At 43.6% G+C, this 18552-nt stretch carries 6 protein-coding genes; 5 read left to right on the top strand and 1 reads right to left on the bottom strand.

The genetic code is table 11. The annotated features are described in order from the left end of the window. Window positions 1-184 precede the first annotated feature (184 nt). From K2Y18_04400 to K2Y18_04390, 3 genes are all read left to right on the top strand, one after another. Entirely contained in the window at window positions 185-2137 is a 1953-nt protein-coding gene (locus K2Y18_04400; protein ID MBX9804980.1) for a hypothetical protein, read from the top strand. 394 nt (window positions 2138-2531) lie between these two features. Beyond that, window positions 2532-3941, top strand: coding sequence for a hypothetical protein (locus K2Y18_04395; GenBank protein MBX9804979.1), 1410 nt, complete (start codon window positions 2532-2534; stop codon window positions 3939-3941). 183 nt (window positions 3942-4124) lie between these two features. Further along, window positions 4125-4901, top strand: a complete 777-nt coding sequence (locus tag K2Y18_04390; protein MBX9804978.1) for a hypothetical protein — start codon at window positions 4125-4127, stop codon at window positions 4899-4901. A 17-nt stretch (window positions 4902-4918) separates the two neighbouring features. Here the strand turns inward: K2Y18_04390 and K2Y18_04385 are convergent, their stop codons facing one another. Then, a complete protein-coding gene (locus tag K2Y18_04385; protein ID MBX9804977.1) occupies window positions 4919-5110 on the bottom strand; it encodes a hypothetical protein in 192 nt (63 codons plus the stop codon). Between the two features lie 406 nt (window positions 5111-5516). On the opposite strand from K2Y18_04385, the gene K2Y18_04380 reads away from it, so the two are divergent. Both K2Y18_04380 and K2Y18_04375 read left to right on the top strand, forming a co-directional pair. Further along, entirely contained in the window at window positions 5517-8273 is a 2757-nt protein-coding gene (locus K2Y18_04380; protein MBX9804976.1) for a hypothetical protein, read from the top strand. Between the two features lie 24 nt (window positions 8274-8297). Further along, complete coding sequence (locus K2Y18_04375) at window positions 8298-18320, top strand: hypothetical protein (protein MBX9804975.1); 10023 nt, start codon at window positions 8298-8300, stop codon at window positions 18318-18320. Window positions 18321-18552: the final 232 nt, after the last annotated feature.

Below are 18552 nucleotides of genomic sequence, written 5' to 3'. Positions count from 1 at the left end.
GTAACTTAGGTTATCTGAAGCCTTTTACATTTCAGCAGAGTATCATTCATTAGGGTGGCAAATCAGAGTCATAAATGATTCATTAGGCTTCAACTTTTGCAGAAGTTTGTAATTATTACTTGTATTTGACAAAATTATGACTATATAAGCTGTATATTACCCAAAATTCATGGAGTCTTACTATATGTCTAAAATTCTGACGCCAATGGCACTCGCACTATCTCTCTGTGTTTTTACTTTCCCTTGTCTATCTATGGAAGAGGAGAATGGAAAAGATAATGCGGTTTCCCATCCTGAGCCCAATACCCACGAAGGAACAAACCAACAAGTGGTAGATACGGACAAATTGTTCAAAGATTGGGAGGCGATAATAATCCTTACTGAAGCAGCAAAACTTCAAAGTGAAGAGCTTCCTAAATTGAGGAAGGAACGTAAAAAGGCTGATCTCCTGAGAGACATTATTGAAAAGATTACAAGAGCTCTCAGTTTAGTGTCGGATATCAATGGTGATTTTTACAAAAGAAATTTACAATACAAAGCTAATTGCCTGAAGGATCGAGGCCATTTTTTATTACTGTGTCATCCAACAATAGAGGCCAGCCCAACAAGCGTAAGTGACTTTCGTACAGCGCAAGCCCACCTTCAGGAGAGCTGCCAAATTCTGGAAAGGCAACTCAATCAAAACCTCCTCGAAAATGCCCAACAGTCTTGTAAACATTCTTTGATTCTGCTTTCTTACGCCTGCATCTATTTAGCTCACGTAGAAACCGACCCCCAAGCAGTCTTAACATTGTGTGATGAGTCTTTACGGTCCATCTATAGGCATCAACACCTCTTTCCCGGTGAATTGGATTATGAGATTCACAAAAATTTTCTTGACATATCTTTGCAGAAATTCGTAGGCGTATTTGATGGAGTCTGTGCAGAATATGACACCCTTTGCCAAGGGAACCTTACAGATAATGGTCTTACCAATCGTTTTATGGGAGTTTCAAGAATGGCTAAGCGTATTCTTGATTTAATGGCAACACACTTCGACTCAAAAAGACTGAGAGAAATCGGTATAAGGGTGCGAATACCTACCGACGCGATAACAACTCAGCTTAATTCTAGATTAACCAAGTTATTCCAAACTTTGCCCTCACGCATGGATCCAGCCATATTCGTTCAACTTCCGCAAGCTACCTATTGTGGGGCTTTGAAGGGAGCTTCTTTAGCTTGTGCAAATCAAACTATTTTTTCTGGATTGGATGCTTCACAACAATCACGGTTAAGGGAGGGCTTTCAAAAGCAAAGTATGGATTTGTTAAATGAAGCCATCGCAGTGTATCGGAGATATTTTTATCATGGTGAGTATGAAAATAATGCTGATAGAGGAAGTCTCTATATCATCGCCGCGCTTGATGACTTAATGGGAAATCCTATACCCTTAAATGATTTTTATAAAATGGTTCGTGAAGAAAAGAAAAACCAACGACGTCAACGAATGGTTGAAGAAATAAAAGAAAGTCAACGCTTCCAACTAGAAGAACAAGCCAAAAGAGATGAAGCAAAGCGCGAGCGGGAAATGCAAATTCAAAACCAGAGTGTTCCTCAAATTTCGTTACCGAGCTCAAATCCTCGTAATAGCTATTCACCTTTTGAGTTCGCAAGACCAAACGAACGTACCTCTCCAAGAGCTTTGCATTTTGAAGCGAGAGTAAAAACGCGAGGAGCAGCCCTCTTAGGTCCTCAACTCGGGGAAGTAGAACCATATGTAGATGTTGTCTTACTTGAGGAAGAGAGAGTTATAAGAGTTCTTTCTCCTGAGGATTACGATGTCTTTTGTCATTTGACGAGAACTGGCTTAAACGGAAAAAAACCCAATAACCATATCTCAAGAGACCAAGTGATTAGGCTTCTTAAGAGTCTAAAATGCTGTGTTGAACCTGGTGGCAGTCATTTCAAGGCAACTGATCCCAGAACCAGTGCTGTGTGGACCATACCACCCGCTTGGGATGGCCCCATCCATTCAGCATATCGGCGACAATTGAACGAGTTTCTCCAAAATCTTATGGAAATCGACCCTGTAGATGTTGTGTTAAAGGGGAATGAAGCTGCACAAAACAGCGATAGGGGAAAGGAAGAAGATACCTAGGGAGGTTTCAACCCCCCAGTGTCTTCAATTCCAAGGGCCACACGTCACGTCTCATGGAGATCATTCTCGATTTTGTGACGTAAAGACTCAGCAGGAACAAGTTTCCCATGGATTGTGAAGATTTGGTGGGGGGGCTGTTTACTATGAAATTAATGCTCTGTCGTTTCCAAGTAGACCCTTGTGCTGTTTCCAAAGGACTTTCAAACGCACTATATATAACATAATTGGTACTTTATGAAAAGTTTTTCTATATTCATATAGGATGGTATTTGTTGGTGGTCTAATTATTATTAACGCATTACCAAGAGTTTGTGAACTTGTACGGGTTATTTGACTGTTGGAGTAGTCTCGTTGTATATAGGAATTACTTATATAAGTAATAAAAGTATCGTTGATGCACAATCTTTTTTCTACAATCATTCTTGTTTTTATGCTCTTTTTTGCAACACAAGGTGCCTTGCAATCTATGGAAGAAGTTCAAGATATAGAAATGAAACCTTATAAGGGGGGGCAGTTTGTAGATGCCGATTATGATTTTCTTGAGAAGGGCGAAAGGAAACAAATTGTTGTGGACCTTCTTTCACAAGAATGTTTGAAACGAGCAGAACAACTTGCACAGTTATCGGAACCCCCAACCAAAAAGTGGGATGATGTTTCAGAAGATGTTTGGTATCTCGTTACAAAGCGACTCCCAAGGGTTGACCAATATTCTCTACGACTGACCAATCTGTTTTTTTCTCAAGTCGTTGCCCGCGTTATATTTGGTGATGAGATTGATTTGAACCCTGAAATGGGATTGGGCCTCCCTTTAAAAAAATATTTAGCTGCCATTTATCGGCTTAACGGAAAATTGGATACCGTAAGAGATGGGATGAGGGTAGCCTATCATAGAGCTATATGTGAGAGAATCAAGGTATTGGCTCAATTACGCTACGGTTTGAAGTGGGCTGACCGAAAGGACTTTTATTCTCTTGCCTCAAAATATCACATACCCATAGTGGAGGACACTTGGGCAGAAAAGTTAAGGGCCTACCAATTTTGGTATTTTTATTCAGACACCTGTCCTCTTCGAAATTTGTTTCTTTTTAGTGCTTTTTTTGCTGTTACTGGCTCAATCATCGGGGAATGGGCGCTCATGCCAGCCAGAGTCCCCGGTCATTGTAAAAGCCCCTATTTTGTCCCTATATTCAGTGAACGCAATACGATGGCCACTTCTTATGGTTATCTTGATAAGGGGATTTTGACGGGCATCACGATGGTTCCAATCTTGGCAAGCACGATATACTTTATGGTCATTCAAATACCCGTGAATCGTCCTTTTAACGACGCGTGTTTTCGTCCTGATTTAAAAAAGACTGTATCGCAAGGTATTGCCTTTGTTCAGGGGCGTCCTGAACGCGCCAAGGCAAGAAGCAAAACAAGAATTCTGATAACCATGGGCCTTCTAACGGGAGTGAGTATAGCTTATTTTTTATATTCCAAAATGCTTTTGACAAGTCAGTATGGACCTTTCAGTCACAGTTCAACTTATAGCATTAATGCCTATAATCAGATGATGGCTCAGTCAAACTATACCTTGTCTTCAGATCCATCTTGTTGTCAATACAAAGCCTTGAAATTAGCACCTTGTGGCCCTGTTCCTACATCCGATTATCACCCAGATCACTATGATATATCTCAATTTACTATTTTAGGAGCCCAAGCGGAATCCACTTCTCACCTTCAGACCCCCTTAATCCTCGCCTTTTGGCCCAGTGTTATTGCTTTTCTACAATTTGTTCTCGTCTTTTTTAAATTGATTTAAGCAAAGATTCGTCGAAGCTCTAAACAATGTTGGCCAAAATCCGATAACGGGTGTGCTTGGGCTGCCAAGAAACTGGATTTAAGTTCGTTTTCTTTTCTCCTCTATTGCCCTTGCATCAATTTGAAGAAAAACATATGTTAACCTTATAATTTTCAAAAAAACTATTATTTAGGAGCATACGTTATGAAGTTTTGGTTAGGCATTATTTTCACTATATTCATTTCCTTTTGCAACACCATTCCCTCCACAAACGCTTCTTCTTCACTTGAAGAATGTTTCAAAAATGGTGACGGGAAAAACAGATCTAAAAAGAGGGCGCTTGCTTCATACTTATCAACAATTTCTCTTCCTTCAAATGAAATAGCATTTTACTTAACCCCTGATGAATTACTTGCCCAATACGAGACCATAGGGGAGGGCCCTGTGATCTTAAATCTATCAAGAAATAAGATGTGGCTCAACGACGTTCCCGCGAGGCAGCGTTTGGCAAAGTTTCAACCCAGAATGGTTGGTTTAGATTTGTCGGATAATATCTTAAAAGCTGAGGACCTTGTGCAGTTAGAAGCTTTTCCTAATATTATTTGGTTGTCATTAGAAAATACCGACCTTACGAACGATATGATAACAAAACTGCCACCATTCCCATACTTATACCTTAATATTTCCAACAATTACGTGACATCTGAGGCACTTACCTCCCTAAAGGCAACCAATTTAGCAATCCTTGTGTGTGGAGAAACTTCCGTCGATGACTTCGGAGTTCTCTATATGCTGCAAAATATGGCCTCCTTAAAGAAGGTATATCTGAATTCTTGCAACCTCGGAGATAAAGCATTATTTACTCTTTCTAGGTTCCTACACCTCACTTATGTTAATATCAAAGATAATGTAACGTCTGAGGAGGCGGTTTTGGGGTTCGTAGAGAAGTGTCAAGAACGTGGTTGTGTGGTTGAACATTAGTCTCGACATTCATCGGATTATTCCATAATCACCATCGCTTCTGCGGTGATGTTTCCATAATTCTCGAAAGTTCTAAGTCCTTCAATGGTAATGATACTATTTATTGCTGTGATCCTGTCTGCATTTATAGAGATATCAGGTCCAATGATGCCGCCAGGCGTTTCGAGTTTCCCATTAAAGTGAATACCCCTGCCAGCAGATATCGTCACACCCTAATCAGCAGTTATTAAGGAACCTGGCAATTATTATATCTGAACCTCACCTAAATTGCGCATGAGGCGATATTGACACAAGGGTGTCTGAAGGTTGGTCCTCATTTACATGAGAGCTTGCAAAAGAAGTCATTGCCACAACAACTGAACTAATCAGGCCTAACATTATGGTGTTTGTATGCTTTTTCGTTTTGAAAATCATCCTATTATCCATTATCTAAAATTGACTTACACAATTGCTCAACTGCTCTATCCCAGATCTATTTGTTTGGTAATATTGTCAAAACTATTTTGCGACATTTTGAATTTATAAGGAATTTATAATTGACATGACTAGTGCAAAGGCATATACCAGAAAGCTGCTGTAATATAACAGTTATCCAAATTTTGATATGAGGTAAATATGAAGAGACTCCTGTCATTATTCTTTGTTTTCTGGGCAATAGAATCTGTTCAAATTCTTGCTTCAGACCGTAGCGCGATCCAGATCATGGACTTGAAATTGGGAACAAAGATCTATGAATATAAAGGTAACAATACATTCGTATTGGGTGAAACCACCTTTTCTCTTAGTTTAGAAAATATAGAAGCCAACAAGGCACGGATAAAATTCATATATAATTGGGATGGAAGATCTCATGAAGAAACAATTGAAGCCTCTTTTACACCAGAACCCCCAAAAATAGATCTCAACTGTCCTTATGCACCGTCCCAAACACTAGAAAAGTACGTGGCTGAATTAAATAAGAAAAATCTTTGCCTTGGGCAAGAGTTTGTTTGGAATAAGAATAGAGAGGAATTTCTGGAACAGTGCAACTGTCCGCCCGTTCTCACATTGAGTCGAGATCGCTCGATTAAATTCTTCAAAGAGGAAATTGAGCCTTGCCAAAATCCACCTCGTTCTTTCGTGTTCATTCCCTATGGATTTGAAGATGGTCAAAGGTCTCGAATGCTTGCTCATAGCTTTGATCACGAACCTGTCAGAAGAGATCTGTTAACCGTATTATTTCTGGATGCTCAACATAAACTAAGAAAAGTGGAGTCTGTTGTTTGGAAACATATTCCGAGTCAACAGGCGGATTGGGCAAGAACAAATAAAATTGAGTGTCCTAAAAACTATCCGTCTGAGGAACGTGGCCAACCGTGTTCCCTTGTGTTAAATGCCAAGTCTGGTGCTCTTCAGGACTATCTGGGTAAGTATTATGAGGTCGCCTCAGTTGTGCACCAAGATACCTCCTTTATCTATTATTCAAGCGACAGCAAGACCTTTTTCTTAACACGGTTAACTGAATCGACAATGACACCTTGCGTCCTTCTTAATAAAGGGGAAGAGGGATACGTTCCTGAAAAGCTCACTGATGCAGATGTTTGCCTGCAAGTCTTGACAAAAACAAACTATCCATTGCTTTTGCCAAAAGATACGACGACCTCAGGAGGTTCTTTTAAAGAGGGTTATTATCGATTGAATGGGATAGAAGGTGACACGTTATTCTGGGTTGAAGCGGAATCGCCTTCACAGACCCTCAAGATGAAACTCAAAGATAGCTCATTGAAAGGGGCAGCTGATTTAACCGAGATATTGCTCCGGATGGAAGAAAAGGATATGCCACCCCTGACAGAAAGTCTGAAACATTTTAGGTTTGGGACTCCACGCCGGACTACGGACAATATGCAGGTTCATGTTCACGTTCGGCTTGAAGGGAAGAGTGATGTTGAACAGAAGTCTGTAAGTGATCGTCTGTGGCAATTAACGAAAAGTGCAGGTATAGGGAAAGTCGATGCTGATGAAGTCTTCTTTGACCAGGTAACTTTAGATTATAATGCCTTTTGCCTATTGTGGAACGTACCAAAGGTACGCTTGAACAGGATTGATTTATATTGTAGTCCGATCCCTTCTATTTGGGATCGGGATAAAAATTGGCAATTGGGGTCACTTATCAAAAACAACTCAGGTCTTCCTGCATGGGAACCTATATCCGTGATCCTTAGGAAATTTGATTTTTCAGATTTGACTCAACGAACATTATTAATGACCCTTATCAATGGAAGTCCAAATTTAAGGGAGCTAGATTTAACTGAATCTACACTGCCTCATTCTGTAGAGCTACTCATTCTTTTAGCACAACATGGAAGAAAAGTAACAACCACAGATGGAAAATTGGTTATCGAGAAGGAGGGGCAGCCACGAGTCCTTCCCTTCAAAAAAGTGCCCTCCTTTCAGCCGACATCTTTTGTGTTTTCTGGTATCGATTTCACCAATGAAGTTCCGACGCTCATGAACATGATTCGGGGAAATCCAAATCTAACAGAGCTTGACTTTAGAGATTCGAATCTCCCCCCTTCGGCTGAGTTGTTTACATTTCTTAACGATTATGGAAAGACTATAGACGGAAAAGCAGGATCAAAAGAGTTGGTTGGAGAAGGACAGATCCACCTGATTCATCTTAAGCAGTTCTTGAGTCAACCCTTCAGAAAATCAGGGATTACTGATTCCCAAATACGAGATATCGTAAAAAAATTGAGAGGATTAGAAGAGTTGGAGGTTCGTGATTTAGCATTGGGAAATGAAAACGGCGCATTTCCCAGTGCCTGGGATTTTTTTGAAGGGCTAAAGTTGAACGCGTCTACCCTTCTCAATTTGGATTTTTTTGGTGTGGTAAAGTTAGGCTGCTTCGGTAAATCATTTACGGAAATTGTTGCCCAAATGACAAAATTGCGATCTATCAATGTGCTCAATTCGGATCTTTATAATAAGCAAATGCACCATTTAGCAAAAGCTTTGACGACTAAGCTCGAATTGCATGAAGTGAAGCTCCCTATGCCCTATTGGGTTAGCGGTGGCTTTGAAGTTGGGAGTCGAATTATGGAAGATTGGAGCTCAATTGAAGGACCACGTGATTTTGTTCATGCGCTTGGCATTACGGCTTTGTCTCCCTTTATCGTAGCACTTGTCGTAACTTTTGGTGATTTAAATGGAGAACAAGGCGTGCACTATAATTGGACATGTCAGAATTTGGCTCAGATACCGAATCTACGTCGACTCACCCTACAACTTGGGGGGGTTTTTAAATACACAGAATGGACTCAAACCACAATTAACAACTTGCGCGAGGCGGCAAAAGAAAAACTTGAACCTGTAACTATTGAATTCGTCAACTAACTGACCCAACTCAAGGATCGTCAAATGTTTAAGAAATTCGTCACCTACTTAACGCTGATCAGCTTCATTAATAGCCAATTCCTTCCCGTTGTTTTGGCTTGTGAGACCCTTGAGATTTCTCGTATCCCTAGTAAATTTCAGCAGCAAGAGACGTTTTCTAAATCCCATCGTGAGGTGTTTAAAAACGATAAGGGTGAATTCGTTATAGATGGTGGCACCCTCTTTTTAGCTCCCTTTGAACAAGTGGAGTTGCTCCATAAAGGCACTGTCGTTGGCGAGCTGAATAACCAAGGTGGACACATCGATTTCCGCGGATTCAATCACCATAATTTCTATCTTTCAAACTTACCTTCGTTTAATTCCTTGACTATGAATTTGGGGGGGGCTGTTACGACGGATAGCCTTCTTCATGCCCGTGATTATATTGATATTGTTCTCGCGGGCCATGCAGTTCTTAACCAGGGCTTCCGGGTGGAATCCCAAAATGGGTTCGTGTCTTTGGCCAATGGTACATATGAATTGGGCGCTCAATCTCTCACAAAGGTACTCAAAGTTAGCAATTTGAAGGGCCTTAAGATTAATAAAGATGCACGTCTTGAATCTGATCTCATGGTATCTGAGGACGTGCTTAAGTCATTACAAGTCCTAGGAAATATGCGATTAGGAATGGCTGTTCTTAATATTGATACTCTCACGGGACGCGGCAAAATTGATATTGGAGAAGGCCGAGTTCAGGCAAGAAAAGTCGATAACTATAGGGAGTTCAATACGGACACCATGACCTTGGCAGCAGAAATACTGACCAATACGGGAACGATCAGATTCGGACAAGCTGCTTGGGAAGTAACTTCCACAACAAACTCTGGTTTGGTTGATATCGTCAAAGCCTTGATGGTTAAAGGGGCTTGGCATAATACTGGGGAAGGGCGTCTTAAGGTTGGGGAACATTTTCAAGGCTCATTTACAACTTACAATGATGATGGCGACACTCAAGTTCAAGGGCTTGCTATGGTGAATGCGGAAAACGGCCGCATTACAGGTAATTTTCAAGCCCAAAACGGCATTGTTAACTTTCAAGATGATCTGACGATTCCAGAAAGTGCAAACTTTTCAATTCAAGATCATTTTACGATGCACAGCGATCACAACCTCCAATTCAATGGGAACCTATTTCTGAAGTTTCGTTCGGATTGGCCTGCAATTGAGCTATCTGCGGAAGTGCTTGAGCAAATCCGTAGCTTTACCCCAGGTGCTTTTCTATCAGCAACTGGGGACCTAACAAAAGGGGGAAACATTACTTCCAGTAACTCCTCTATCCATTGTTCTGCAGGTGGAAAATATGAAGGTAAAGGGGGAATAGTCCGATCTGGTTTTTTTGAAGGTAATAATACATCTATTTCGGCAAGTGCCGCGAAACTTGCTGATAAAATGCAGTCTTTTAACGACCTGACGTTAAGGGCTAAGGTCGCTGAACTTATGGGAAGTCGTCAAATTGATGGGTTGTTCGATTTGGATGTCAAAGATCTCATACAGCATCAAGGGGATCAAACAAAGGCAGGAATGGTATCAGGTCGTGCAGAAAATGTTACACTTGCCGGGAAGATAGAGTTGGCGCGGTTTTTGGCTTTGAAGGTTGTTAACCTCTTTAAAACGGAAAAAGAAAATGAAATCAAGGGAGGAACCGTTGACGTAAATACCAGGAGAGCTGAACTTGATGGTAAAGTTAAGGACGGGCATCAACAGGTTGTGGCCAAAGAGGATATTATCCTTGGCAAAACGTTTGAGGCAGATGTTGCCTCCTCTCACTTGCAAGGAGAAAAGATTCAACATCAGCCGGATTCGAAGTTGGTAGTTTCTGAAACATCCACCGAAATCGCTGACAAACTCATTGAAACCCAAGAAGGCTCTCTCGTCAAAGCTGCTACAAACAATCTTGTAACTCAGGATAGAATATCGATTGCCGGAGAAGTTGAGAGCACCGAGAAAACATACCTAAAAGGTAAAACCGCAACCGTTGAAAAAACAGGCAGGATCAAGACGAAGCCAATTGAAAAACCAGAGGAAGATGAGAGCACAGCGGAGAAAAGCAAGGAAGAAGCCAAGCCAAAATCGGTCAAGCCAGAAGAGGCCAAAACAGAAAAGGTAATCCAAGGCGGAAAAACAGAAGTCGATGTTGAAGATGCCTTTTATAACTTAGGCACCCTGTCGGCTCGGGACCACCTTCTGAGAGGTGGAAACATGGTTTACAACTCAGGTTATCTCGACTCCGATGAAAGTTTAAAGGTTGACACGAAATATCACTTTAACGTGTTTGGGGGGCAGGAGTATGCCAAGCATGCAGAAATTTATGCGGACCGCGCAAACGTAAACTTTATGGCAGATTTTTCGGCTACCACTGGTGAAATCAACACGGTGGTAAATATGAATGTGCTTGGTCGTATGCGGGGAAGCAGCTCTTTGAAAATTAATGCGTTACTCGCCAATGTTGCTGGTCCAGGTGGTGTTTTCCAATCCAACAATTATACGGCAAACTCCCCCCTTAACCTGACTTATTATGGGGGGACCATCCGTGACCTTCCTGAATTTTCCTCACTTTTGGGCACTGGTGAGAAAAAGGGAGTTGATTATTTTTTGGGGGTGGCAGGCACTGCTCTCTCTGTCGGTAATTTGGTGTGCAAGGGAGCCGCATCAAACGTTATTATGGGTGGCCAACTCCTCCTTGGTGGGATTGGCGTGGCACGTTCTGCGTACACTCTATATAACATGGATAACAAAGGCGATGAAGGGAATGAATATAGACTGAGTCGAATTGCAAAAAAGGGGGGGGAGGTTCTGGGTCTCGGAATGTCTGCTTTTCAGACCTTTCAAGGTGCTAAGAACTTGGTTTCTGCCAAACAAAAGACACAACCACAACCTGAAAAACCGATTCTACTTTGGGATCTGAAGAAAGAGTGTCGAACAAAGGATGCCCTCATGAGCTTCATGGGCGGCAATACCACTGCCAACAGCATCTTCTCTTATGACGGCGGATACAACGCAACCGGTTCGGTCACTCGCAGAAATTTATGGGATTATGATTCAAGTACGACTGTTGCTTTTACCACGAACGTGTCGACACGAACAGGATCAGATCTTGGAACGAAATATACCTTTCGCAGCACGGCCTTAGCTTCGGGGGATTACACGATTGGTGGCGATAAATATGTGTTTTCAGATTATACAGTTCAAGCTGGTGGAAATGTCGTTGTGGAAAATAATGCGAATCTGAATGCTGCCAGCAGCACTGTGGCAGCAGAGGGAACAATGCTGGTTAAAGAGGGCGCAACCGCAACAGGAGAAAGAGCCGCATTTCAAAGTACAGGGAATATGGATTTTGCAGGTAAATCCAATGGGACTGATGAAGCCTCTGTAAAATCTAGCCAAGGGAGCGCTATCGTTCGAAGCGGAGCGGAGGTGAACAGTGAGAAATCAGCAACTGTGACAGCTGCAACGACAGCAACTTCTGAGGCTGGCTCTAAAATTGAAGGAGCCGTAGCAGCCCTCGTTGGGCAAACTGGAACAACTCAAGGGGGTGAAGTGGTCGGCGAAAGAATAGCTGTGGGGACGAAAGCAAGTGCCACGGTTGTGACTGAGAAGGGCGTGCTGAGACATGTGGCGCCTGAACCTGCTCCTGAGGCCAAAAAGGATTCACAATCTGCAGAGCCTACTCAACCGCAAAGAGAGATGACACAACTTGCAACTTCTGCCCCAAAAGAATTGACGGATCCTATATCCGTACTGGGTAAGACAGTGGAATTTAGAGGGAAACTAGAATCCAAGACACCAGGTGTAAATGTCTTAATCGATGCGGAAGAACTCGCCCATATCACAGCGACTGCAACCTCTGAATTGGCTGGAAAACTCACGATAAAGGGTGCTGAATCACACTTTGAGGCGAAAGACAGTTTTAAAGTTGGAGCGTTGGACAACCACGCTTCGAAAGTCAACACCTTCAACGGTAAAGTAAATGCGGTTGGTGACGTTAAAAACACTTCCGGTGGAACCATGGACTTTGGGGCGAACGCGGTGGCCAATGGTCAAAACGTCCTCACCCAAGGCCAAGGCAAAACGACGGTGAGTGGCACCATGAATGCGCAAGAAAAAGCCCAAGCACAATCTTTAACAGAAGATATAACCCTTCAAAATGGTGGTGCCGTAAAAGGGGGCACGTTGGCTTCCGTAACGGGGGCAACGACAGCAACTTCTGAGGCTGGCTCTAAAATTGAAGGAGCCGTAACAGCCCTTGTTGGGCAAACTGGAACAACTCAAGGGGGTGAAGTGGCCGGCGAAAGAATCGCTGTGGGGACGAAAGCAAGTGCCACGGTTGTGACTGAGACGGGCGTGTTGAGACATGTGGCACCCGAACCTACCCCAGAGGCCAAACAGGATTCACAATCCCCAGTGCCTACCCAAGAAACGCCACCAACATCTCCTGAAGGAACGGATAAAACGGAGCCTCAAGAGCACTCTGAAGCCTTGGAAGTGAAGGGAAAAACGATTGATTTTAAAGGAAAAGTTATTGGGGGAACAAAAGGCGTGAATGTCCTGCTCGATGCGGAAGAGTTAGCCCAAGTTTTGGGGACAGCCCAAGTCAATATGCCTGGCACCCTCTTTGTTGAAGGAGCGAGCACGGCTGTTGAGAAAGGTGCCAATTTGATCGTTGAGTCATACAGCCAACATAGCGCAGGCTCCACAAAGTTTGCTGGTAACGTTGAAGCCGAAAAGACCATTCGTGTCATCGCTGATAAAGGACATACAGATGTAACCGCAGATTCAACTATCAAGATTAAACGCGAGGGATACGTCCCACCAGTGACTCATGCGCCTGTTGCAAAAGATGAGTCTGCTGATAATCCGACCCCAAAAGTTATCGATGAGGCCGTGACCATAGCTGGGGGGAGTGCATCAGTTGGCGGAAACATTGATACGCCGACCGGTGTTGCCTGTCATGCAACGGATGGGTCTCTCCTCCTGCGTGAAGATCTAAAAGTAAAGGCTGACGGCGATGTTTATGGCACAGCCACTGAATACTTGACCAAAGAAAAGGGCTCTGATATCGCGGGGCGGAATATTCATTACAACAGTGATAAAGGTACAAGAGTGAATGGTGTTAGCACTGCGACCGTTAACTTTTCTGCTGCTTCAAATGGATCTGTTGTTGAAGAGTCTGGTTCACGGACCACGGTTGGTGAGGAGGTATCTTTCAACGCGGGTAAAGATATGATTACCCAACAAGGTGCTGAAGCGTCAGGCAAACGCGTTTTCCGCGAAGGGGAAACCAACGATTTTGCTGGTGTAACAAGGGCCACTGAACTCTCCTCAGTGAAAGCGAGAAGTGGGTCGTTACATATCCACGCCTGCGCCGACAATCAAGCCCCACATCATCAACTGCATACGGAAGGCCAGTTTTTTTTGGATCCTGGAGCAAATATTAAAGGAAATTCCTGCAGTATGAAGGGTCTTGCCATTGCTGATTTGCCCGATCTGATGACACAAACGAACCGTTATAGGAACTTCGGTATCACTGATTATATGTTTGTCGAGACAAATCAGCATGTGCATTTTAACACTTCCCAAACTTCTGCTTCGAAAGGTTTTGAGCTCCACACGGATCAAATCACTGTTGGGCCCAATGTGAATTTGATGGCGGCTTCCCAGCTAGGGCTTTATTCCATGAAGGAGAATTTCACAGTTGGAGCGGGCTCCACCCTTGGAGCGGGAGTCTTTACAGACATCTATTCAGGTAAAGAAGTTATTTGGCAGCACGAGAAAAACCTCACCTACGGAACGAATAGGTACAATAGAGGTATGGTGACTGACGTTGCGTTCAAAGGCGTCAACTTCATCGGTGGAACTGGCGTGGAATACGAATACACTGATCCGAGCACGGGTGAAAAATCAATGCGTAAGATGGGCTTGCGGATTAGATCTGAAGGGCAAGCACACGGTGTTGGCGGTAATTTTGGTGCGGGCAGTGACATCGTCATTGATGCAGGACTCGGCTTTATCAACGAAGGGGATTCGCAACTTTATGTCTCTCGTCAGAAGGTGAATAAAAACAAGTGGCGCACAAAGGTGAAGACCCATTTTGACACTGAATTCTTCACAGGGGCAATTTCAACCCCTGGTAAGATTGTTGCGAGTAGTGAAAATGGTGGCTTCATGCAAAGAGCTGGTATATTTGTAGCTGGTCAGGGAGCTGACATCATTACATCTGGTTCAGTCTCTTTGCTCGACATGAAGGGAAAGAGCGGCCATACAACCGTTCGAGCGAACAAATGGAATCCTGTTTTTGACACCTATGATAAGAAAACGAAGGGGCTCAACAACACCACAACTTTTGTGAACCAGGGGGATTCGACGGTTAGAATCTGGTCGACCAACGGGGATGTGAATGCGCCAGGACTTCGCTATGTTGGCGCCAAGGGCGATCTGTCCATGATGGGTCACAATCTGTACCTTGATCGACGCAAATTGAATAACTCATCCAGTTCTATCAGCACAAAAGTCTCTTATGATTATTCCTTATTGACTCAGTGGAAATCTTTGAATGCTTTACAAGCTTCTAAAGACTTGGTTCATGACTTGAATCAAGGCGATTACATAGAGGGTGTTGCTCACGCGGCTGACCCATCGCTTACCATTGGCATAGATCGTGTGTTCTCTGATCGTCAATGGCAAACGCTTGGCCCAGGGTCTATTTTGACGAACGGTTTGACCTTAGATTTCACGAACGATATTCATCAAAGAAATGGCTATGGCATTACAGCTCTAGGGGATGCCCATATTTCCGCAGAACGGTATTTCCAAACAGGCGCCAAGCTGAAAGGGTCGAGTAATACCACTTCGGTCGGCATCTATGGATCGGCCAATAGTCAAGATGCAACCGCAGGTGTGAGATTTAGTCAATCAAAGACAGAAACCACAAGATGGGTTCCCGCCGTGACGAATGTGAATGGTACCCTTTATATTAATGTTGGAAAACTGAATCAAGATGCCGGTATCCTGAATGCCGGGAAGGCTTCGGGACATATTGGCGAGGTAAAATCACGGACGCGTCAAGATACCAGCAAAACGACGAGCATGGGCTTTTCAATCGATTACAAAGGGAGTTTCAGTGGTTATTTCAGTAAGAAAAAATCTCGTGAAGCGACCCATACAGCTGGACTCTTTATTGACGAGGCCGGAGAGGATTTCAGTATTGGATCCGCTCATTTAAGAGGCGCGAAGATTTATCTGAAGAGCGATAACGGTGCAAACATCGGGCCTGTTCATTCTAAAGGTCTCCCAGAAGAGTACCGGAATAGAGGCTATACCGTAGGCTATAGTGGAAATTTCGAGAAGATGGGTTCGGATACCCAGTACTATGGTACAGCTACCGTTGGTGTTTCCAATAATGGCCATGAGGTCAGTGCATCGATTGCCTTGAAAAATCCGGATGCGCCGAAGGATCCAAAAGCACCTCTCCAGTTATTTGATTTCGTGGGTACGGCAACTTATCGGAACACCGATAAGGGGATCAATATAACGACTCCTATTGTGACCGGTGTTAATCCGGAGGCTTGGGATGAATTTGGAAAAGATGCAGGAGAGCTTGGTGTAAAGATTGCCGATGGCGCCTCAAAAACCATGGATACTGTCAAGGAATTTGCACACGATGTCGCTGAAGTGAGTGGCAAAGTTGTCGACAAAATTGTGGATGGAGCGCGCGATGTTTGGGACGCACTTACACCCACGCCTCAGCCCGTAACATCAGAGGTTGTAGCATCCACACCTGTTCCCTATCAACCCATGGTTGGCCCTTTCCCATCACCCGTTCCCGGATCGTTTGCTTATTCTGGCTTTGGGGACGTCACTTTCCAAAACACACCCCATCGAACTGAGTCTTTGTTATCGGAACATCCAACATCCGCGAATCAGAATGGTGATTCCGCAAGGGGGAGTGGTTCATCTCAGCCCCAAGTCCCCCAAGCTCCTACCAGCCCTTTTGACCAGTCCCCATTCATCATGGGAGGCGGTTCTGCTTTGTTGGCGGGAATGGTTCCCATGCTCAATTCCATGGGAACCCCCCTCAATGTTGGTGGTGCTTCGTTCTCCCATATCATTTCTGGTACAAAAATCTATGTCCAAGATCCAAGTTTGTTGTCGACAGTCCAAAATACCTATAAGAGTTTGAGTGACCACCCCTCAGTGTATGCTCAAAGAGGAAGAGTGGCCTTGAATGACCCCCGTCTTTCTGCTTTCTTTTATAATTCGGGTCATACTCCAAAGGGCGTCTTGGGGTCTCATGTGCCCTTAGGCAATAATGGACAAAAAGGGATCCTCATTGCCGGACTCTCAAATCATCCTAACTATCCAGTCCATTCCGTTTTAGGTCACGAAGCCTATCATTGGTACTTAGACCTGATGTCTGGTGGACAATCACTGATTCCTGGTTTTGTTCCTGGGAATCCTGGGCAGACATATCAAAATATGGGACTTCTCCTGAATAGCTTTTCTCAAGATATGCAGGCAAGGGGTATAACGAGCTCGTCGTTTCAGCCTCGATCCGTAGAAGAGCACATCATGTTTCATGAAACCTGGGGGTATTTCCATCGCAATCTCAACGCGAGTGGGCTTCCTTCACCTCTTGCAATGAGTGCTGAAAATGCGATCCTAAAGGGATCACCCTTATGTACGAATATTATTAACTTTCAAAATAGTGGTTTGATAAACAAGGGGAATAGGGGGCAATATGTTGCCACAATGCAGGCTGAGATGGAGTTAGCCTCAGAAATCCCAGCACTCCTTACCAACACAGAGCTGTTGAGATTAGAAAATGCAGGAATCGGGAAAACTTTGTGCCCGAGGACAGTAGAAGCACTAGAATATTTTGAAACTCAAACTCCAAATGGCAGCAGAGGTCCCTTAAACAAATCAACTCTTTGGGAATTCGGGTCATCAGGACCATCAACGGGGCATGATTTGGTTGGGGGAAAGTCCTTTGTTCTTCCTCAAGGCAGTAATGCCTATACCATAGGAACCGGAAATGCATTAATTCCTGAGTCTTATCCAGTGATCTATTCTAACTCTGGAGCCGGAAACGCACTGGTTCTAAGGACCTATCCGCTGAGGTATTCAAACTATGGAAACCTAAGCTCTGGGACTGGAAACGCATTGATTCCTCAATATAAGGGCCCGTTCTCGAACCCCCATGTGGAAGTCTTGAGTTCAACAGGACCAAAAAGTCTAGGCTATAAGTCCCCAATCACCATTGATATGAAAGTGAATCCTATATCGGGTGTGTGGGAACAAGCACCTGTCGGCAGCTCTGGTTGGAAAACGGGGCTCAAAGCTCTTCCTCTTGTTGGCTTCGGGATAGACGCGGCCGTTCAGCATTGGGGGCATGGCCATGATTTCCCTGACTCTTTCGCAAAGGCCACAATTAATACGGGTGTTGGTGCTGTTGTTTATGGAGGTGTTACGACGGGGATAGCAATGGCCGCTAGCTTGCCTGTAGCTTTAACAGTTACGGGTTTAGATTTTGCAGCAGGGTTTATTCCAGACTATAGCGATAGAAAGATAATCAATAAACTTGAAGAAAGACAAAGAGCCATTGATGAGCACGATGCAAACCAGTACCTGATTTCCACCATTGAGGCGAGAAATATGATTGAGGGCAGAGCTCTAAAGACTGTTTTGACTGTGCCTAGCCAATTGTTTAGGCTCGGTGTGGAAAAATTCAATGACACATTCCCAACCGTGGAACCCCGTGTATCAGCTTACTTTGATTCGGTAGGAGCTGACGTTAAAAATGACACAAATGCAGTGCTCAATGGAACTCGAATGATCATTGGTATGGATCCAATTTACACAGTTAAAACCGATGCAGAACTAAAGCAGGAAAATGATGCATTCCTTACTCAAAAATTGCGGGATGTTGAGGTAAAGCTATACCTCCAAGAGGTAGACAAACGATCCGCGCAAACCCAACAACAGATAGAAACTCTAATGAATGCTTATAAATAACAGGGAAGAAAGCAAGAATTTAGGACTCTTGAGGGGGCTTTGTTTGGACTGTTTCAAACAACAAGTTTGTCATCTCATCCTTCCAGGATAAATTTATTGACAATAATGAAATGGAAATAGTAAAAATTGCTCAGAATTCAAATATATTGAGTAAATATCATGATGATCAATTCCCAAACTTCATGTGCATTTTACGATGGGTATGCTTACAAGTCAGTCACCATTTTATGAT

The organism is Alphaproteobacteria bacterium (genome assembly GCA_019746225.1).
GTDB lineage: Bacteria > Pseudomonadota > Alphaproteobacteria > Paracaedibacterales > VGCI01 > VGCI01.
This window is presented reverse-complemented; position numbering and strand designations above follow the sequence as displayed.